Source organism: Pseudoalteromonas sp. 2CM37A (genome assembly GCF_023161885.1).
GTDB classification, from domain to species: domain Bacteria; phylum Pseudomonadota; class Gammaproteobacteria; order Enterobacterales; family Alteromonadaceae; genus Pseudoalteromonas; species Pseudoalteromonas atlantica.
Genome location: NZ_JALNTJ010000003.1, coordinates 115,807 through 135,918, shown reverse-complemented (window position 1 = coordinate 135,918; position 20,112 = coordinate 115,807). Strand labels below are relative to the sequence as shown.

Annotated in this window: 16 protein-coding genes; all 16 read right to left on the bottom strand. The window is 42.9% G+C overall.

Annotated features, from left to right (window positions below; all coding sequences use genetic code 11):
* Nucleotides 1-23 precede the first annotated feature (23 nt).
* A complete protein-coding gene (gene tldD / locus MTF68_RS08000; RefSeq protein WP_024032486.1) occupies nucleotides 24-1,463 on the bottom strand; it encodes a metalloprotease TldD in 1,440 nt (479 codons plus the stop codon).
* Complete coding sequence (locus tag MTF68_RS07995; protein ID WP_248462175.1) at nucleotides 1,460-2,287, bottom strand: carbon-nitrogen hydrolase family protein; 828 nt, start codon at nucleotides 2,285-2,287, stop codon at nucleotides 1,460-1,462. The genes tldD and MTF68_RS07995 overlap by 4 nt, the downstream gene beginning before the upstream one ends.
* Complete coding sequence (locus MTF68_RS07990; protein WP_248462174.1) at nucleotides 2,284-6,141, bottom strand: YhdP family protein; 3,858 nt, start codon at nucleotides 6,139-6,141, stop codon at nucleotides 2,284-2,286. The genes MTF68_RS07995 and MTF68_RS07990 overlap by 4 nt, the downstream gene beginning before the upstream one ends.
* A complete protein-coding gene (gene rng, locus MTF68_RS07985) occupies nucleotides 6,141-7,613 on the bottom strand; it encodes a ribonuclease G (RefSeq protein WP_004585759.1) in 1,473 nt (490 codons plus the stop codon). Before rng ends, MTF68_RS07990 begins: the two co-directional genes overlap by 1 nt.
* A gap of 1 nt (nucleotide 7,614) precedes the next feature.
* Nucleotides 7,615-8,184 (bottom strand): Maf family protein, encoded by a 570-nt coding sequence (locus tag MTF68_RS07980; RefSeq protein WP_248462173.1) that lies wholly within the window; start codon nucleotides 8,182-8,184, stop codon nucleotides 7,615-7,617.
* The gene (gene mreD / locus MTF68_RS07975) at nucleotides 8,184-8,663 is read right to left on the bottom strand and encodes a rod shape-determining protein MreD (RefSeq protein ID WP_004585757.1); all 480 of its coding nucleotides are present in this window, start codon (nucleotides 8,661-8,663) and stop codon (nucleotides 8,184-8,186) included. The genes MTF68_RS07980 and mreD overlap by 1 nt, the downstream gene beginning before the upstream one ends.
* Nucleotides 8,656-9,498, bottom strand: a complete 843-nt coding sequence (mreC, locus tag MTF68_RS07970; RefSeq protein ID WP_248443224.1) for a rod shape-determining protein MreC — start codon at nucleotides 9,496-9,498, stop codon at nucleotides 8,656-8,658. Before mreC ends, mreD begins: the two co-directional genes overlap by 8 nt.
* A complete protein-coding gene (locus MTF68_RS07965; protein WP_002958401.1) occupies nucleotides 9,498-10,541 on the bottom strand; it encodes a rod shape-determining protein in 1,044 nt (347 codons plus the stop codon). The genes mreC and MTF68_RS07965 overlap by 1 nt, the downstream gene beginning before the upstream one ends.
* A 136-nt stretch (nucleotides 10,542-10,677) precedes the next feature.
* Complete coding sequence (locus MTF68_RS07960; protein ID WP_004585755.1) at nucleotides 10,678-12,717, bottom strand: formylglycine-generating enzyme family protein; 2,040 nt, start codon at nucleotides 12,715-12,717, stop codon at nucleotides 10,678-10,680.
* 176 nt (nucleotides 12,718-12,893) lie between these two features.
* Complete coding sequence (locus MTF68_RS07955; RefSeq protein ID WP_248462172.1) at nucleotides 12,894-16,574, bottom strand: H-type lectin domain-containing protein; 3,681 nt, start codon at nucleotides 16,572-16,574, stop codon at nucleotides 12,894-12,896.
* Nucleotides 16,575-16,630: 56 nt separating this feature from the next.
* The gene (locus tag MTF68_RS07950) at nucleotides 16,631-17,116 is read right to left on the bottom strand and encodes an agglutinin biogenesis protein MshP (RefSeq protein ID WP_240452940.1); all 486 of its coding nucleotides are present in this window, start codon (nucleotides 17,114-17,116) and stop codon (nucleotides 16,631-16,633) included.
* Nucleotides 17,106-17,945: a type II secretion system protein gene (locus tag MTF68_RS07945; protein WP_064386209.1), complete on the bottom strand. Its 840-nt coding sequence runs from the start codon at nucleotides 17,943-17,945 to the stop codon at nucleotides 17,106-17,108. Before MTF68_RS07945 ends, MTF68_RS07950 begins: the two co-directional genes overlap by 11 nt.
* Entirely contained in the window at nucleotides 17,945-18,487 is a 543-nt protein-coding gene (locus MTF68_RS07940) for a prepilin-type N-terminal cleavage/methylation domain-containing protein (RefSeq protein WP_121636903.1), read from the bottom strand. The genes MTF68_RS07945 and MTF68_RS07940 overlap by 1 nt, the downstream gene beginning before the upstream one ends.
* Nucleotides 18,474-18,965, bottom strand: a complete 492-nt coding sequence (locus MTF68_RS07935) for a prepilin-type N-terminal cleavage/methylation domain-containing protein (protein WP_121636902.1) — start codon at nucleotides 18,963-18,965, stop codon at nucleotides 18,474-18,476. The genes MTF68_RS07940 and MTF68_RS07935 overlap by 14 nt, the downstream gene beginning before the upstream one ends.
* 9 nt (nucleotides 18,966-18,974) lie before the next feature.
* Nucleotides 18,975-19,502 (bottom strand): prepilin-type N-terminal cleavage/methylation domain-containing protein, encoded by a 528-nt coding sequence (locus MTF68_RS07930; protein ID WP_282448228.1) that lies wholly within the window; start codon nucleotides 19,500-19,502, stop codon nucleotides 18,975-18,977.
* A 22-nt stretch (nucleotides 19,503-19,524) separates the two neighbouring features.
* Nucleotides 19,525-20,109 (bottom strand): agglutinin biogenesis protein MshB, encoded by a 585-nt coding sequence (locus tag MTF68_RS07925; RefSeq protein WP_248451645.1) that lies wholly within the window; start codon nucleotides 20,107-20,109, stop codon nucleotides 19,525-19,527.
* Nucleotides 20,110-20,112: the final 3 nt, after the last annotated feature.

Genomic DNA, 20,112 nt, shown 5'->3' with positions numbered 1-20,112 from the left:
GAATTGCTTCGCGCTTTATTGTTTTATGCGGTGCCACCTACTGTAAGTTGGTCTATTTTAAGGCTTGGTTGACCTACCCCTACAGGAACGCTTTGGCCATCTTTACCGCAGACACCTACGCCTTTATCAAGGGCTAAATCGTTGCCTACCATAGAAATATGCTGCATCACCTCTGGACCATTGCCAATCAGTGTTGCACCTTTAATTGGCTGGGTAATTTTACCGTTTTCAATTAAATACGCCTCTGATGCGCTAAATACAAACTTACCTGAAGTAATATCTACTTGGCCGCCACCAAAGTTTGGTGCAAATACCCCTTTTTTAACTGAGCTTATAATATCGGCTTGGCTATGCTCGCCCCCTAACATGTAGGTGTTGGTCATACGCGGCATAGGTAAATGCGCATACGACTCACGACGTGCATTACCCGTTGGGTTTACACCCATTAAACGCGCATTGAGCTTATCTTGCATGTAGCCTTTTAAAATACCGTTTTCGATAAGTACGTTATAAGCTGCAGGTGTGCCTTCATCGTCAACGTTAAGTGAACCACGGCGATCGGCCATGGTGCCATCATCAACTACTGTACACAGCTCAGATGCTACTTTTTGCCCCACTTTACCGCTGAATGCCGAAGCTCCTTTACGGTTAAAGTCGCCTTCAAGGCCATGGCCTACCGCTTCGTGTAAAAGCACGCCAGGCCAGCCATTGCCAAGTACAACTTCCATCGTACCTGCTGGTGCATCAATTGCCTCTAAGTTTACTTTAGCTTGGCGTACTGCTTCTTCGGCAAAGCCCATCCAACGTGGCTTGCCTTCAACTAGTTCTTTAAAGTAACCATAATCTAAGCGTGCGCCGCCCCCTGCACCACCGCGTTCACGGCGGCCATTTTTTTCAAGTAAAACGGAGCAGTTTAAACGAATAAGCGGGCGTATATCGGTAGCAAACGTGCCATCGCTAGCAGCAATTAATACTTCTTCGTATACAGCCGACATTGAACTAATTACTTGCTCAGCATCAGGGGCGAGTTCGCGTATGTAGTTTTCAAGCTCACGCAATAAACTCACTTTATCGCTGTCACTCATGCTTGATATTGGCTGATGCGGGGCAAATTGCTCTTTTGCTTTCACATCACTAAATACTTTAATGGTTTTATCTTCGCCTGCATCGGCAATGCTACGAGCTGCCGTTGCGGCTTTGTTTAACGCTTCAAGGTTAATGGCATCAGAGTAAGAAAATCCTGTTTTTTCACCACTAACGGCACGTACACCTACTCCGCGCTCAACATTGTACGAGCCTTCTTTTACTAAGCCGTCTTCAAGCACCCATGACTCATGATGGCTTGATTGAAAGTATAAATCGGCGTAATCCACTTTATGCTGATGAATATACCCAAGCGTTTTTTCGAGTTCTTCTCGATTTAGCTGGCTGTCGTGTAATAAATGCTGTTCAACCGAATTCATAATAAATGCTCTCTAAATCGTTGATGAGATTGCACGGGCATATCTCTTCTAATTTTATTTAACTGGTTTAGGTCGGCGTAACCGCTTATAAACCCTACCCCACTTTCAAGCGTTGCTATTTGCTCGCCCCATGGTGAAATAATAATACTGTGGCCGTATGTTTGGCGGCCATTTTGATGCGTTCCATACTGCGCCGCTGCAATAACGTAACATTGTGTTTCTATTGCGCGTGCTTTTAATAAGGGTTGCCAATGTGCTTGCCCAGTAGGGAGTGTAAAAGCACTGGGCACTAAAATTATTTCAGCCCCTTGGCGCGCCAGTGCGCTAAATAATCCGCTAAAGCGCAAATCATAACATACTGTTAAGCCAATTTTACCAAACGGTGTAGCAACAACCACCACATCATCGCCTGCTTGAGTAAAGTCTGACTCTCGATAGCTGGCGGTTTTATCGGCCACATCAACATCAAATAAATGCATTTTATTGTACGTGGCTACGCATTCACCTTGGCTATTAAATAAGTGCGAGGCCGCAAAGTATTTATTATTTTTGTGTGGCTCAGGGATAGTGCCCGCATTTAGCCAAATATTATGCTTTTTACACAATGCACTTAATTGCTGCTTATAGTGTGTAATACGTTTAGCAACCGCTAGCGTATCATGGCCACTTTTACTAAATACTAAAAACGCCTCGGGTAAACATACAAGCATTGGCCTGGCTGTGGGGAGTTTATTTAACGCCTCGCCAAGGGTTGCCATGTTTTCGTCGGGGTTGGTGCCTGAGCACATTTGCAAAGCAATTATATTGGCGTTTAGCGTATTCATTGTGTTGCTGTTACCGCGGCATCTTTAAGTGTGAGTGTGCTGGCCGCTTGCGGCTGATTTTGCGCAGCTTGCGGTAAGGTAACTTCCTTACTTTTACGCTCAAGCTCTTGTACCACAGGGTCATTCATTTTGCCGGTTACTTTAAAGTTAATTTCGGAGATCACCCTTGCTGAGTGAATAACCTTATCAAGCGCTAAAGCGGCAAGCCCTGTGACGGGATTAACCATCCAAGCCACTATAACCGGAATACTAGATGTTACTTGTGGTGCCACAGCTAAATCGTAATCTATTTCAAGGGTGTTTAAATTAGCATAGCCGTTAATCGTTAAATCGGCTGGCACGCCATCCATTTTGGTATCTTTTGTGTAGGCTATACCTTTATCTAGCTGCATAGAGCCTTTTAAGCTGTTATAAAAAAAGCCTTTTGAAAATACATCTCTAAAATCGAGTTTTAATTTACGCACTAGCGAGTCAAGGCTAAGTAGCGAAAATACACGTGCCCCACCATCACTTATTTCAGCAATGTGGCCTTCGCCTAAATCCCACTTAACTTCACCGCCCAAACTAGGTATATCAAAGTCATACGGGGCGCCTTGCCAAGCAAGGTTGTAGTTAATATCGGCTTTTGAATCTTTTATAGCGGTGGTGATATCAAATTCATCAAATAGCGCGCCTATATCGTCACTTTTAAGTTCACCATTAAATTGCGTAAAGCCACCTTGCCATTGCCCTTTGGTACGTAAAATATGGTCGCCCTTATCAACCACAAGCTCAGAAATAGTAAGCTTGTCGCCTTCACCGACCAGCGAAGCGCTCACTTTATCAAGCTGATAACTTGCCACTTTACAATCTGCACATTCAAATTCAATGGCAGGTACTGTGTTAAGCCACGCTAGGTTTTGCTCTGGCAGTACATCGGTGATCTCAAGATCTTCTTCTACTTTAGGTGCAAAGTTAAGTCTTAAGTAATCGCTATTTATACGTATCGGCTGGCTTGGCTGAGAGCTAGGAATAAACACGTCAGCACGCAGTTCTTTGGCATTAAGTTTTAAATATAAGTCGTTTTGCTGGGGCGCTAAGCGCATTTCAAAATCGTTAAAAATAATGTCGCTAGCATTAACCTTGTCAATATGCGCAACCACTTCATTTAATGGCGGCATAATACCCTCAGACTGCTGGTTTGGCTTAGCTTGAGCGGCTTTAATTATTTGGTCTATTAATTCAAACCATGCTTCTAGTTGCGTTTGTTCAAGGTTGATATTAACGCTTAAATCTTTTTGATTTAGCCCTAAATCTTGCTCACCAAGTACAATATGCATATTACTAAATTGCGGCTGACCGTTTTCTAAAATCGCATTAAAATATAGCTGCTGATTAGCATTAGCCGTAATAAGATTTGAAATATCATCGCCTTGCACTATGCCCGTTAACGGCCAAACCTGTTCACTTGTTTTGCCATAGGGCGCTGGTAGCGTGCTCGTCAAGCCACGTAGCTCTGAGCTAACCTGAGCGCGGTAATTAAAGCCTTGCTCAGTAAAATTAAGTGCAAGGCCTATATCAACTTCACTTTGCCCACTCAGGTACCCTTTCAGTACACCTTGCGCCTGGGTTGTTAGTGTATCTGCATTTAGTAGCGCCGTTATATCAATATTAGCGGTGTACTGCTGTGCTTCGCTTGCACTATTATAGTTAATGCTAAGCGGCATACCCAACCATGTAGCACTGGCGTTTTGCATGCTAATTGTATCGTTTTCAAAGCTGAGCTCGCCGCTTAGTTTTTCAAGCGCAATGCCTGGTGCTGCAATATAAACAGGCAAATCGTTTAGTTTTACTTTGCCGCTGACACTGGCTCCACCTTTAAATTTAGAGCCAATCAAAAGTGTTACGCTTGCATCGGCTTGACCTTTGCCCTGCACCACTTCAAAAATATTGGCCAGTGGGTTTGCAATCGGGGTGGCTGCAAAAAAGTCATGCAGTTTTTCCATTTGCGCGCGTTTATCTATTTGTACAATGAGTTCATCAGCGTGCATTAAATCGGCAATACTCACTTGCACGCTATCGCCTACTTCTAAATTAACTAACTGGCCTTGCTGGCTATAAATATCCATTCGCTCGTTGGCAAAATGCAGCTGCACATTGGCGTTAGTTACTGCCGGCCAATTGGGGTCAAACGCGTATGTTGCATTATCTATTTGCGCGAGTACATCAAATTGGCCGCTGCCTTCGGTGAAAGGAAAACCTGAAAGCGGACCTGCAAATAATACTTGCGCCTTAGCCACTTCGCCCCCTTTTATTGCACCGTTTAAGTAGCTTACAAGTTGAGGGCTCATTGCCTTTAACGGAAAGTAGTGCCCAGCTACTGTGGCATCTTCTGCATAGGCTTCTGCGTATAGATCTAAGCGAGGATCGTCGCTAAGGCTTACATTTAGCTCAGCCGCTAAGGTAACTTCGTTATTATCAAACCAAATATTATTACTGCTTACATTCCAGTAATTATCTGTTTTTGCTAAATCCAGATCGATATTAATTTGGTTGTAATCAATATTTTTACTGAAGCTGTCGCCGGTTATTAAAGTCCCGTTTTCGCCAAATAGCTGCACTCGCCCGCGCTGCTGATTTATAAGCCCCGAGACTCTAAGCGCCTGCGCTGCAGGAATACCAGACACTTCTTGCCAGCCAATATTATTAGCTGAAAACCATAACTGCCATTGCTCATCTGGATTAAGTTCTAGGTAGGCTTGATCGATAAAACCACTTGGTTTACGGTTTAAAAGTGGCTGTAATGCTTCAAAATTAGTTAACGACGCCAAGTTACTCAGTAAAGAAAGATCAACCTGCTGCAGCCACACTTTATTTTGCTTACCTAAGTTTGCCTCAAATTCTAGACTTGGCCAGGTTGTGTCGTTATTACTAAATGTTAGGCCCGTGCTTTTTAAGTGCCAAGCGTTTGCCTCAGGAAATAAATGAAATCCCCCTTCGCTTAAGCTTACTTGTTTAGCTTGTTGGTTGTTTTGCCAGAGTACAAAGCTAGGTAACCACTGCATTTTTACATCACTGATAAAACCATTTTCGAGCTTAAGCCAAGACTTTAAGTTTATGTCTGTGTAAAGCTGTTGTTTTTCAGTATTAATATATTGCGCCAACCAATTAGACACATCTACGCTATTTGCTTGTACGTAAATATCACCCGCAATTTGCTCTATAGTTTTGCCACTAAGTGCGATACGTGCGTCAAAGCTACCCACACTAATGCCGGGCAAGGCGAGGCTGCCGCTTCCTAAATGTTGTTCATCTTGGTTTTGCCATACTATGTTTTCGAGTAATAGCTTGCGCTCTCTACCATCTTCTAAAATGAAATTAATACTCGAATTTTCAATAGCAAAATGCCCTGTATCTCCCAAAAAAAGCTCTTCAATTAGCTCTTTTTGTTCAAACGAGACATCATCGTTATTAGTATTATTAAATAAATTTTGAATATTTACACTGGTATGAAAGCCATTAATAACAAAGTAATTAGACTTTAACTGAAAGGCTTTAATGCTCTCCCATAGGTTAAGCTCTAGGCTTGTTTTGGCAATAGTAAGCGATATAGGCGCAGTTTCGTTATCCTTAAAGGAGAGATCTTCTAATACCAAGGCAGGGCCGGCGCCATGCCAACTGGCAGAGATTGCGCCTATAGAAAGACTAATGGCAAATTTATCGTGCAGGTAGGTTTCTATATCGCCTTTGTAGTCGTTTGCATAAGGTAAGGTGTACTTTAAAATAGAAACAATCACGGCCAGTAATACTAAAATTATGGCGCAGGTTTGCCATAACTTTCTAAAACAAAAAAAACAGACCGCTTTCGTTTTCATTACATCATTACCACATCAAACTGCTCTTGGCTGTATAGGCTCTCTGTTTGAATATTGACCTGCTTACCAATGAATAGTTCAAGTTCGGCAAGGTTATGATACTCATCATTGAGTAAGGCTTCACTTACTGCGGGCGCCGCATACACCATGAATTTATCGGCATCGTAGGCACGATTAACGCGCACTATTTCGCGCAGTATTTCATAGCATACGGTTTCGACTGTTTTTTGTGAGCCACGCCCAGAGCAAGCCGGACACACATCACACAAAATATGCTCAAGGCTTTCGCGGGTGCGCTTACGGGTCATTTCTACTAAGCCTAATGCGCTTAAGCCGTTTATATTGGCTTTTGCACGGTCTTTAGATAGTGCTGACTCTAGAGAATGTAATACTCTGCGTTTATGATCTTCGCTGATCATATCGATAAAATCGATAATAATAATACCGCCTAGGTTACGCAGGCGTAGCTGCCTAGCAATGGCTGATGTGGCTTCCACATTGGTATTAAAAATGGTTTCTTCTAAATTACGATGCCCTACAAATGCACCTGTATTCACATCAACTGTGGTCATCGCTTCGGTTTGGTCGATAATTAAATAGCCGCCCGACTTAAGCGTGACTTTACGATGCAATGCTTTTTGAATTTCGGTTTCAACGTCAAATAAGTCAAAAATTGGGCGCTCACCTGGGTAATACTCAAGTGCTTGCGAAAGCAAAGGCACAAACTCTTCAGTAAACAGCTTTAGCTCTTGATAGGTTAGCTTAGAGTCAACCCTAATGCGCTCCATATCTTCACCTACGTAGTCGCGCAGGGTTCTAAATGCAAGCGTTAAGTCTTCGTGTAATATACTGGCTTTATTGGTTTTTTTACGACGTGATACAATTTTTTGCCACAGTTTTCGTAAAAATTCAGCGTCGTGTCTTAGCTCCGCTTCACTGGCGCCCTCTGCCGCTGTACGAACAATAAAACTGCCATTATCGTCGCCGTATTCTGCCACTATTTTTTTAAGTCGCGCACGCTCTTCTTCGGTTTCAATACGCTGACTAACACCTACATGCGTAGCGTCTGGCATAAACACTAAATAGCGAGAAGGAATAGTGATATCGGTAGTAAGCCTTGCTCCTTTAGTGCCTAGTGGGTCTTTAACCACTTGCACCATAATGTATTGCCCTTGGCGTACTAGCTCACGTATGTCTTGTACTTTTTTTATTGGCTCGTCGTCTACACCCTCAACTATTGAGGCGCTATTGACTATGTCTGATGCATGCAAAAAAGCGGCTTTTTCTAGGCCTATATCAACAAAAGCAGCTTGCATGCCTGGCAGTACGCGGCTTATTTTTCCTAAATAAATATTGCCTACAATACCTAGGTTGCCTATACGCTCTAGTTGAATTTCTTGTAATACACCGTTTTCGATTAGGGCAACACGGCTTTCACTTGGCGTGACATTTATTAGTAATTCTGTACTCATGTTACCTTCTTAGGAATGCTTGTAATAATTGTTCGGTCTCGTATAAAGGTAAGCCTACAACAGAAAAATAGCTACCCGCAATGTGTGTAACAAAGCGACCACCTAAACCTTGAATGCCATAACCACCGGCTTTATCTTGTGGCTCGTTTGACTCCCAATAGCTATTTATTTCTTCATCGCTAAGGGTTTTAAAGGTCACATCGGTACTCACTACACAACTTAGTACATCTGTTTGTGTGGCAAAAGCAACGGCAGTAAGTACTTGATGTGTATTACCAGATAAACGTTTAAGTGTTGTTATGAAATCGTTTTTATCGCGTGGTTTACCCAACGATTCGTTATCAATAACAACCACAGTATCGCTACCAAGCACTGGGCGGTCTGTGTAACCAAGCGCTACGCCTGTTTGCGCTTTTAAGCGGGCTAAGCGCTCAACCAATGCATGAGGCTGCTCGTTTGCAAGTGGGGTTTCGTCTGCATCTACACTGAACTGTTCAAACTCAATGCCTAACTGACTCAACAACTCTTTACGTCGCGGGGAGGCTGATGCCAAATATACTGCGGTTGTCATTACCTGATCCTAAAATGTCTACGGTATTTGCGAAGAAGTAAAAAGACCCAAAACCAGCTAACCATACCGGTCGCCACTGGCCACAGGTATTGTGGATTAAAATAAACACCTAATAAAAAGTGATTTAACCAAAATTGCATTAAGTGGTACAAGGTTAAAAATAAGCCCACTAATAAGCTTTGCTGCCAAAGCGAAAAGTTACGTATTTTTTGAAAGTTACTTGCGGTCACAAATATACAAATAGAATACGTGAGTGAGTTAACCCCTAATGGCGAGCCTAAGGCTAAGTCCATGAGTAGGCCAACAACCCACGCGGTACCAATATTTAATCTATGCGGCACTGCCAGCGACCAGTACATTAATACCAGTAACACCCAATCAGGTCTGAAGGGCTCAAACGAAAAAGGCAGTGGCATTAATGCCATAATTAAAGCAAAAAAGATGCTTAGGGCAATTAACAATGAATAACGATTAATCATCGCTGATTTGCTCCTGTTGATTGCGCCATAAAATAACCAACAAACGAATACGGTCTAGCTGTGCAATAGGCTCTGCAAATACTTGAGCAAATGGGCGCCCTTCATCGCGGTTTATTTCGGTGACAACAGCCACCGGGTAACCTTCAGGAAACGTACCGCCAAGCCCCGAGGTCACGAGTACATCGCCAATGCGCACATCAAGGCTATGAGGTACATGCGAAAGCTTAACAACGTTAATTTTACCTATGCCTTCAACTACCGTGCGTACGTCGTTTCGTAGTATACGTACCGGCGTAGCATGGGTTGTGTCGGTCATTAGTAACACGCGCGAAGTGGTAGAGCCTACTTTTGTTAATTGACCAACAACGCCCATTTCATCAATTACCGCTTGGCCTTCGCTTAGGCCGTCGGTGGTACCGCGGTTAATAACCACTTGATGACTATAAGGGTTTGAATGTACAGAAAGTACTTGGGCTATTTTTTTACGATTAGATTGCTTAGCCGATGAGCCAAGTAAAGCGCGTAGCTTTTGGTTTTCGCGGGCTAAAAATTGGTATTGCTGCAATTGCTCGCTTTGTAGCATTTGCTTTTTTTTCAGCGCTTCGTTTTCACTCAGTAACTGATCGCGGGTATGCAGGCTTTTAGCACCTAAGCTAAATATTTCGTAAGGTAGGTTGGCAACGTAAATTAATGGGCTGACAAGTGTATTGAGGCTTGTACGTACAACCGTACCGCCTTGTGTAAACTTATCGCCTGCAATGAGCACTATGCTCAAAAGCACTGCGACAAAAAGTCGCAGTTGCAAAGAGATGGGTTGTCCAAACAGTAATTTCATTAATCGTAACTAAAAACGTCACCACCATGAACATCAATCATTTCAAGTGCTTTACCGCCACCACGTGCTACACACGTAAGTGGATCATCGGCAACAACCACAGGAATGCCTGTTTCTTCCATTAATAAACGATCTAAATCTTTTAATAGTGCACCACCGCCAGTCAGAACCATACCGTGAGCTGAAATATCTGATGCAAGCTCAGGTGGAGACTGCTCAAGTGCAACCATTACGGCACTTACAATGCCCATTAGCGGCTCTTGGAGTGCTTCTAAAATTTCGTGCGAGTTAAGTGTAAATGAGCGAGGAACACCTTCGGCTAAGTTACGACCGCGTACTTCAATTTCAATTGGTTCGTCAGTTTTAAAAGCAGAGCCAATTTGATGTTTAATATTTTCAGCCGTTGCTTCACCAATTAGACTACCAAAGTTACGGCGTACATAATTAATAATGGCTTCATCAAATTTATCGCCACCAATACGCACAGACGATGAGTAAACAACACCGTTTAGTGAAATAATAGCAACTTCGGTAGTACCACCACCAATATCAACAACCATAGAACCAGTTGCTTCTGATACTGGTAGCCCAGCACCAATTGCTGCGGCCATAGGCTCTTCAATTAGGTACACTTCGCGCGCGCCGGCACCCATTGCTGATTCGCGGATTGCACGCTTTTCTACTTGGGTTGCACCACACGGTACACAAATAAGTACACGCGGGCTTGGGCGCATAAAGTTATTGTTGTGCACTTGTTTTATAAAGTGTTGTAACATTTTTTCGGTTACATAAAAGTCGGCTATTACGCCATCTTTCATTGGGCGAATCGCTTTAATATTACCCGGTGTACGCCCTAGCATTTGTTTTGCTTCTGTACCCACAGAAGCAACACTTTTAGGTCCACCAGCGCGTTCTTGACGAATAGCTACAACTGAAGGTTCGTTAAGTACAATACCTTCTTCTTTTACATAGATAAGGGTATTGGCTGTACCCAAGTCGATCGATAGATCGTTTGAAAAAATACCACGGAGTTTTTTAAACATGAGGCTGGATGACCTTTGAAATACGTTCTTATGTTAGCTGCACTCACTTTAACATGCCTAATTAGATGAGCAATATAAAGCGCAACTACCTTTGTTAATTTGTGAAAAAAGGAAGCTAGGCTTCCTTGGTTAAATGCTATCGTTCGCGGACTAAGCGAAAGCCAATGTAGTTAGATCTAAAATCTGGCGCTAAAATTAATCGTGTTGAAGCACGTGCAAGGCTTGGTGCAAAGTTCCACGCCCCGCCTCTTACTGCAACATCAGATTCGCCCGACTCTTTAGCTGTCCATTCCCACACATTGCCTACGGTGTCGTATAATCCAAATGCGTTAGGAGAAAAAGAACCCACCGGTGCTGCACGTTTGTTTGACCATTCGCTACCACACCAACCACAGTTAGCTAAATTTTTACCTATTTCGTTACCCCAAGGGTATTCTGTTTCTGTACCTGCGCGAGCGGCGTATTCCCATTCAACTTCATTAGGTAAACGGTACTGCTGGCCGGTTTCGCCAGAGAGCCATTCGGCGTACGCTTTCGCGTCGTTAAATGTTAAACACACAGCAGGAAAATCGCTGCTTTGCTCAAAACCTGGGTTACGCCAGTTTAAATTAGCTTCCCATACGGGTTCGCCATTTAAATAATAAGCACACCCTTTGCTTTGCTCTGCTTGTGTTTTATACCCAGTACTTGCTACAAACGCTTCATAGGCACCTACGGTAACCTCTTTGGTTTGCATAGCAAATGAGCTGGCTATCACTTTTTCAATAACCGGGCGTTCATTTGCTAAACCATTGCCGTTAATATCGCCCATCTTAAATTTACCGGCGGGCACAACTACAACATTATTTTGTACATCAGCAGAGCGATTAGTGCTTGCTGTACGACTTACAGGTTTTGGTTGCTCGCGAGTGTAAGCCGGTGCAGCAATCGACTCAGACTTTTTTACTAAGTTAGCATGAATAGTCTGTGCTTTAGTTAAATCAACTCTTACTTTGTAAGGCTTATAACCTAATTTACGTATTTCTACGTTATGCACACCACGCGGTAAACGCGTAACTAAACGCGTAGAGCCAAAGCTCACCCCATCAATAAACACTTCATCATCGTAAACATTTGAACGTAAAGTCAGCTCAACTTGCTGATTTTTCTCTTTATTTATAATTGATGGATAGTTTTTTTTTGTAGGTGCAGCTTTCACTGAATAATCGCGCACTGGCTGATTGTTCATTCGCGATACAGACACAGTGTCAGTATTATCCGCGGCGTTGCTGAATGTTAACTGACTATCAGAGTAGGTTGTACCGTAACCAGGCTGATAGGCTGTCGCGAGTGGCGAGCCATATTCAGAACAATAACGGTTATCTACGTTTAATAAGTTACATAGGCGGCTGCTGTTTACTTCGCCGCGCATGGTTACGCTTAAGTTAACGTTGTAATTGCCTTGTCCGCTAAATGCACTGTTAACTACATGGCTACTTAAAATTTGTACTTGTGCGCCTGCCATGTTGCGTTTTGGTTCAACAATTCGCTCTTCTGTTAAATTAGCAAATATTTGATCAACAAAGCGCTTAGTGGCTTTTTGTAAACCCATTTGCTGGCCGCGTTGCTCACAAGCTGCGAGCGTTTCGGTACGCTTACAGTTAATTGTGTGGTTTACTTCAAGTGTACCTTCGCGGGTAAACTCATTACGTAAACGCTCTACTCGGGCTGTAGTTAATTGCTCTTTTAAGCTTTCTAAGGTGTTTAAAAGCGTATGTTTTGCAACACGAATTTGCTCTATATCTTTACGATGAGATGCAATTGCCGCCAACTGCATTGAGATGTCGTCTTTATTTTGCTTATGATCAACCACGGCTTTTTGATAGCGCGATTGGGCAGCACTAATATCAAGCGTAGGATCGTCAATTAAGCGGCGATACATTTCGTTCATCGCATCAAGTGCTTGGTTTTTCTCTTTATCAAGCTCTGTAGAGCGAGAACGAAGTAGTTCAAGTTGGTTTTGTAACTGACTTTCTTCTTTTAAGTGTTTTTCAAGTATTTGTGTCGAGTTATCGTATTCTGTTTGTTTAATACTAATCTCTGATTCAATTCCGGTTACTGTTGCTGTGTCTTGTGCAAATGCACTACTAGCTAACAAACTAGCGGAAATTAACAGAGATAAAGGAGCAATTCGCATATATTCCAGTCCCAAAAAGCGGCAATTATTTGGTCGTTATTATTGTTTATTAGAGTGTACTCACTTTTGAAAGCTGAACATTTTTCAACCATCAAAAATCAATACACCCAATGCCTTATGCTATGTACTTGAAGCACAAAACACAAGCTTTGTTCAATTATTATCTTAGTTTACAACTATTCTCTTGTTTCACGCCAGTAAATAACCCGATCATTTCCTCTAAAGCGACCAAATTGCAAAATAGCATGGGGATCTTGCTGTGAATTATCACCAAGCCAATCCCACTTTAACCAATTTTCTGTTTCGTATTCTAATGTAAATGTACCACTGCCATTTGGTATTGCATAAATAGCATTGTTTGTAGGGTAGCTGCCTGCCTCTAATGAACCCGCTGCACCTGCACCATACTCATAGCTTAATATTGGCGTTGAAGGCGATATTTGGGATAACTGCGGATGCTCAAATACACTGCAGTTATCTTCGGTATTTAATACAAAGCCTGTTCCATTAAAGTACTGAGCCTGCATTGGCACACGTAATGAGTCTAAATCTGAGCCCGCATTGTTGCCTAGCACTAAGCGTCCAAAGCGAAAGTCTATTGGCACATCGTTTAAACGCACACTATTGCAATCAGTGCTGCAGCTTGCTTGCGTACTCGGCTCATCGTTAGCATCAATTAACGTAGCGCCTTCTGTATTAGTAACGGTGGCCATAAGATTAACCATAGTAAATGGGCCGTCGGGGTTATTTATAGCCAAGCGCGTTAACATGGCAGTGCTGTCGCTCATTTGCCACTGTCCATCGGCTAGGGTGTTCCAACTATTGCTGCTTATATTGGCTAACCTGCTGGTTAGCGTTGTTGCTGGTACATAATTACCAGCTTGATTGTTTTCGGCATTTATTTGTACTTGGGCTTTTTCAAAGCCTTGTTTGTAATTAGCCATTAGCTGATTGTTATGATTAAGTGCTTGTACCGTAAAACCAAGCTCAAAGGGCTGATCTAAATAGGTTAAATTACTGCCTAACTGTGTACATTGCGCAGCAGCTTGAACACCTAATACTTGATAGTGCGATGGAGCAAACCGCCCTACGTTGTTTAGCTGCCCTTTTACATCGCCCACACCAAAATAATCGCCATCTTGTAAACCCGCAAATACGTTTATAATACCCACTTGGTCATAAGCGTACTGCGATATGGATTCACTTAAGCTTCCTGTATCAGTAAAGACAAGGGTACTTAGCGCTTCAATTTGCCCCTCATTACCAGAGCTGGGTAATACTAAGCTATGTGTTACTAAAGGAGACTCGCTAATGAAGTGTTTGGCAATGGGATTACTATGAATAGCGCTATAGTTATCAGGTATCCCATCGTTGTTATTGTCTTGCCCTGCGCGCCACTGTACTGCATTCATTTTTAAATCAAATGACTCACCCGTTAATCTAAATAAACTATCGTTTGCTGTTTGAGCATAGCCGTCACTTGCAACTTGCATCGCTAATCCAAAGGGCTTAACTACATATTCGTTAGAACTGCCGGTTAAGCTTACTGATAAATTAGTTACTGGGTCTAATACAATTGTTGCCCGTGCATTTAAACTTAATTTAGCCGCATCGGGGTAGTTAATAGCAATAGGGGCTTTTGAGTCTTGATCAAAGGTGAGCGAAAAAGTTTGATATGCTTGCTGCACGCTATAAGTTTTCGCATTATTACTAAGTTGTATTGGATCTGAACACGTAGCGCCGGTACTGCAGGTATAAGCTAAATCTAAATCAACTTGACCACCTGCAGGGAATGCGGCTTCGCATACGCCTGTTGTGGTATTTGTTTTAACCACTTGAATGGATAGCTCGGCGGCATTAAAACCCTCGTTAGAGGGTTTACCAGATAATTGAGTGGGGATACTCGCTGTATTGGCTGTGTCGTTATTAAAAATAAACCCTGCATCAGAAAAAACCACTTTGCACCCGCCCAGCCCTACGTTATTACCATTAATATAACAACGCAGCGGTGCAGATGGGTCGGCGGTATTATAGCCAAGTGTGACGGTGCCTGTGGTACGCTTTGCAAGCGCTACTGTGGCAGAGCCTGTAAAGGTAATATTTTCACCGCTTACCCAGCTTTGCTGGCCACTGTTATCTGGAGACAGGTCAAGTGCGGAAGGCTCATCATACAGTAAATCACATGCATCGTTTGCACAGGCGGTTAATGTCATTTCTTTTGCTTGGCAGGTTAAGCCTTGGTTATCACTTAATGATATGCGGTAGTGATCAAGCAAAACCGGCGTAAAAATACCGCAAAATCCAGGAATACTCTCTGGCACTGTTAACGCATCAAACGTAGAGCTGCCCTCGGTTATTACTTGTGTTGCAGCGGTTATAGAGCCCTGGTACGTGACATTTTGGGCAATTCTTACCTCCCCCGTTGCGACAATGTATGCAGCAATATTTGCATCAGCCGCAATGGCAACATCACCATCGACATATATAGCTAAATACGCTCCTTCCTCAACCGCAATATTCGTTTTGCCTATGTTCAAAAATGCGCTAGAAATTAGCGACGATGTATCTTTTAAAAAGATACGGGTGGGGGCTGTTACCTTGTACTCATCTTCCAATAAGTTAAGTGCTAGTTCGTCATAAAAATAATCACCAGCTAACGATACAGGCACATCACCGGTAGAGCTTCCATCGTTTGTGACCGTGGGTACTTGCGCAGCTTGATTTGGCTCAAGGGAGTTATACCCAGTGGCCACACAGCCTTGGCCATTACACAAAGGCGGGTTGGTGAGTGCCGTTGATATTAAATTAGTGGTGGTAATAAATTGTGCATTGCTATCGGTTATTTCCACACCTTGAACAAGCTGCACTTGTCCATCATTGTAGGTAGAAATAGCGCCAGGAAATAAAGTATCGCAATCTAAAATATCGCCATTAAATACAAACGTACTGGTCATGGCCAATATAGAGGCTTCTTCTTTTACGTGGTTACGCTCTCTGTCGCCATCACGGTCTTCATCAACCACCAGCCCTAACCGATCCGCTCTTAAATTACAGCTGCGTAGCCACCCACCGTCTTCTTCAAGTCGGGAATTTTTACTTGCCACCACCAGCGGTGCCTCACTAAAGTTATTGTTAAAATTAAAGTAGTTACACCCATCATTCCAACCATCAACTTCGAATCCTGTAAAAAAGGTCTCCCACGACACTTCTACCCCATTGTCATCGGTAAAGGTGCGATTACTGCCAGGCTCTACAGCCATGTAGGCCACCGTTTCAGTTTGAATAACACCTAATGCGGTTTCTGAGGCCTCTAACGCTATATTTACCCCGCTTGTAGATAAGGAACCACTTTGCACTGCAATGGTTAAAAAAGGCACAAGCGCTTGAGACGGCGGGTTACTATCTAAACTATTTAGTGTTTGTAACGAATGAAAAAAGTTAGGCCTTACGGCAAACGGTTTATTAAAAGTCAGTGATTTGTAACCTTTAGGCGTGATGGGGGCAAACCCCGACTTATCACCGTATTGTAGTTCAAGGCGTAAGTCGGTGTTTCCCACTTCCATAATGGTCCCATCAGGAAATTCATGCACTCCATATTCTACCGCTAAATAGTGCGCGCCCATGGTTATATGCTCACCATCTTCTCCTGATGGCTCAAGTGGCAATGCTTCAAACCCTGTGGTTGTTACATTGCGTATTCTCACTATAGCGGGGTTACCGCCTTGATTAGTGGACAACATAAATACCGCAGGAGGGGTTATGTATTGCTGCTGAAAATTTATTTTTGTCCATATGGGTGAAGTGTACGTGTCTTGTAGCTCTATAAATCGCCCTTCAATTTTAGGCGGTACACCCATAGCGCATCGGCTTAGTAGCAAACTTATTAGACATAAAATACAGAGGGTATATTTGCTCATGGTAATGTTTTAGCCTCCACACTTAGAGTACGTTGGGTTTGCCAATATTCCTTTTGACATGCTGCACCGGCAGCACAATCATTGGCGGCGCACGTTGCAGAGCTTTGTAAGTAGTAAATATTAACGGTGCCAGAGCGGGTGCTGCTATCGGGTAAGGCTATGTATTCACTACAGCTCAGTTCAACTTCACAATTGGCTAGATAGAGGGTGCTAAAACTCCTACTGGTGGTTACTGCACTGCATGTTTGCGCAGTGCTATTTAGTGCAAAAATTTCGCTTAAGCCGGTTTCTAATCCACTTTGGGCTGCCATGTAAGCGCGCGCGCCGTAATACTCAATGGTATTTTGCTGCGCCGCACCCGATAACACTTTAGAAAGCGCCAGCCCTAGTGCCAGCAAAGTGACAATGATCACCAACGTAATTATGAGCAAATTACCCTGCTGCTTTTTAGCAAAACTGATGTTTTTTATATTAAGGGACATTAGGCACATGCACCTCATGGCTAATACTTATTTGTTCGGTGTCGTTAAACCCCATTTGCGCAAACACATTAACAACCGCGCTGCGCTGTAGCGAAATCTCACTTAACGTAAAAAAGGCTCTGCTCGTTAAGTTATTGGCAATATAATTACTCATTAAATCGCGTTTAACGCCCGAGCTAACCTGTAAGCTGGCGGCGTTTAATTGATTTGTAGTAAAGCCGTAGTTGCTATAGCGATACAGTGAATTACTTTCTACACAAAAGCTAACGGGCTGATCTAATAAATAAAGACGCTTACTCGGTGACTCTTGAGCAAATGCTTTGCTAAATTGCCATGTATCTAGCTCACTTGTAACGGCGCTGTAGCCGCTAACTTGTAGGCGTTTGTTTTGACTTTCATCGTATATATCGCTGCTATTTAATGGATAAATACTTGCCCAATCATTTATTTGTGGCTCAGTTAAATTATTAAGCGCAAAATTCACGGCGGTAATCTCAAAAGGGGCACTAGTGGGTAAGTAATCGGTATAATGAGTGGCAGATAAAAACGGCGTAAATTCTAAACATTGCTGCGTGCTACACGCTCCATTGCTGGCGTTATCACAATTTAAGCGCAGTGAGTTAGGGGTTGCGTGGCGAAGCTCTTTACTTAATCGGGTTAAAACAAAGCGACTTTGCGCCACCGCTTCTTGACGTTTCACGCCTTGGCTGTAAATATTAAATCCAGCGCTAATAAACGAAAATGACGCTACGGCTAAAATACCAATAATTACCATCACAAGTAATAGCTCAACTAAGGTAAAGCCACGCTTTTGCTTTGCTCTATTCATTAGTAATTACCTTTATATGCACTAAAGCCGTACACTTGCCCCAAGGGTGAGGTTACTTCAATGGTAATTCGTTTAAAGGCAACGCCATCGTTATTGGTTGCCTCGTTTAGGTCGCTGTCGTATTGCACGTTCACAACCAGTGAAAAGTCGCTGTATTGCGCTAATGTATTCCCTAAACTATCACTAATAGGCTGCCCTGTGAGCGCAATGTAATCATCAACATCGTTAAAATCAGCCCGTGCTTCACCGCTATCAGCACCAAGCTCAGAATGAGTACTACAAGGCTGGGCGCCTAAGCTTGTTTCGGAGCAGCGCCTAAATGGTGGCGTGCGCTCGCTATGTTCATCAAATGATTTAGCTAATATTTCGTTCATTAATGCTTGCCCAAGCTCTGAGGCCCTGAGTGCGACAATAGGCTCGGCACTTTGCTTTGCTTGAGGTGCTATAAGCGCTGTAATAATACTTAGCGCAATAGCAAACATCACAATGCCAATAATCAGCTCAATCAAGGTAAAACCTGATTGTATTTTAGGGGCAGGCATAAATAAGCCCTTCACCGCTAATGCACACCGCGGCTAGACCCAGGTCAATTTTACATTGTACTGTGCAATTTTGATCTGCTCGCCCAAGTGGGTCAAAGTTAATTTGCGTAAACACATTAGCATTGCTATCTAAGGCATTAAATCGTACGTCGCTGCGCTCGGTATTGATAGCAACAACTAAATACTCGCTATTATTGGTACTTGGGCCGCCAGTACAGGTTTCTGGCTCTGGCCCCGCAACCAAGGTAGGTGAAATATACAGTTTATGGCAGCTGCTTGTTGCAGTATTTTGCATCGCGCGTAATTGTACTGTGCGCAGGGCGTTTAATACCCTATCTCTGTATGAGTATGCTTGCTCTGTTGAACTTCCTAGCAACTTGGGCACTGCCGTTACCGACAGTATGCCCAAAATAACTAAAGTAATAATTAATTCAACCAGTGTGAAGCCACGCAATCGTTGATTACTACTGCTATTCATTTATATAAATTAACACCCACTCGTGATAAGCGTAACAGTAGGAGGCGTAACAGATACAGGCGGCGTACCGGCGTTTGCATCTGCTGCTTGTGTATACTCAATACGGCAATCATCAGTTTGCACGTAGCTATTAGGGAAAATAATTGCTTTTTCATCAGCAGCAACTGCTACAAGGTTAAAATCTGCAGAGTCATCTGATTCAAATTCTACATCTAAAAAAGCTTCAAAAGCTGCTTCTGTCGCTGCAGGGTAGCCATAAACTATAGGTACTTCATCGCCGGTATCAACAGTAACCGCTGCACTCGCTTTTTTGTGGTCACTTGCGATAATAGATTTACCATTTACGATGTTCATACCACTGCGAATTGAGCCTTGTAAACCTTCGAGTGTAGAAGCGTTAGCATCACCCTGCAGGTTTAAAAAACGAGGGGCAGCGGTCACCGCTAAAATACCTAAAATTACAATTACAATTATTAGTTCAACAAGCGTAAAACCTGCTTGCTTATTCATTGGTTGTTTTAATGACTGCGTTTTCATAAGTAAGCCTCTTTATAATTACTTAGTTTTTAAAAATTTGCACTTTGCCTGTTGTTGGAAAGTACGAAAACCCTACTTTTTTAGCCATAACGGCGCCATCAGTAGGTAGGTTATTGGTGTTTAAATTATGAGTTAAATAATAAATACACTGGTTGTTTTTAGTGTTATAACGCACTAAATAACTCACCTTGGTTATTATAGAAACCTCGGTACTTAATGTGCTTGTAGGCGCATCTTGTAAAATTACACTTAATACTTTTTGGCATTGCAGTGCAGTCATTGCGCTGGCCCGCGTATCAGTATTAGTCGTTTTATCACCCGTTGGTGTGCCTCTGTGTCCATCGACACCAACAATGACACCTCCGTAATTAATATGTGTTGTATTATTAACGCCCTTTGGACGCCCCGATAATTCCCACTGACCTTTGACCATCAACACCGCAGAAGCAAATTCACCAGCCACCACATCCACACTCGCATTGTGTGCCTGATTTTTAATGCCTATGTATTGAGGTATAGCAAAAGCCATAATAACTGCCAGTAAAACAACTACTAAAACGAGCTCAAATAACGAAAAACCTGTTGCACGAACACGACAGTTAGTCACAAT

Coding starts and splice junctions, on each gene's coding strand:
- MTF68_RS07940 (WP_121636903.1), bottom strand. CDS start 18,487: ATGCCTGCCCCTAAAATACAATCAGGTTTTACCTTGATTGAGCTGATT.
- tldD (WP_024032486.1), bottom strand. CDS start 1,463: ATGAATTCGGTTGAACAGCATTTATTACACGACAGCCAGCTAAATCGA.
- MTF68_RS07955 (WP_248462172.1), bottom strand. CDS start 16,574: ATGGGTGTACCGCCTAAAATTGAAGGGCGATTTATAGAGCTACAAGAC.
- MTF68_RS07930 (WP_282448228.1), bottom strand. CDS start 19,502: ATGAAAACGCAGTCATTAAAACAACCAATGAATAAGCAAGCAGGTTTT.
- MTF68_RS07980 (WP_248462173.1), bottom strand. CDS start 8,184: ATGACAACCGCAGTATATTTGGCATCAGCCTCCCCGCGACGTAAAGAG.
- MTF68_RS07935 (WP_121636902.1), bottom strand. CDS start 18,965: ATGAATAGCAGTAGTAATCAACGATTGCGTGGCTTCACACTGGTTGAA.
- MTF68_RS07950 (WP_240452940.1), bottom strand. CDS start 17,116: ATGTCCCTTAATATAAAAAACATCAGTTTTGCTAAAAAGCAGCAGGGT.
- mreD (WP_004585757.1), bottom strand. CDS start 8,663: ATGATTAATCGTTATTCATTGTTAATTGCCCTAAGCATCTTTTTTGCT.
- MTF68_RS07945 (WP_064386209.1), bottom strand. CDS start 17,945: ATGAATAGAGCAAAGCAAAAGCGTGGCTTTACCTTAGTTGAGCTATTA.
- rng (WP_004585759.1), bottom strand. CDS start 7,613: ATGAGTACAGAATTACTAATAAATGTCACGCCAAGTGAAAGCCGTGTT.
- MTF68_RS07990 (WP_248462174.1), bottom strand. CDS start 6,141: ATGAAAACGAAAGCGGTCTGTTTTTTTTGTTTTAGAAAGTTATGGCAA.
- MTF68_RS07965 (WP_002958401.1), bottom strand. CDS start 10,541: ATGTTTAAAAAACTCCGTGGTATTTTTTCAAACGATCTATCGATCGAC.
- MTF68_RS07995 (WP_248462175.1), bottom strand. CDS start 2,287: ATGAATACGCTAAACGCCAATATAATTGCTTTGCAAATGTGCTCAGGC.
- MTF68_RS07960 (WP_004585755.1), bottom strand. CDS start 12,717: ATGCGAATTGCTCCTTTATCTCTGTTAATTTCCGCTAGTTTGTTAGCT.
- mreC (WP_248443224.1), bottom strand. CDS start 9,498: ATGAAATTACTGTTTGGACAACCCATCTCTTTGCAACTGCGACTTTTT.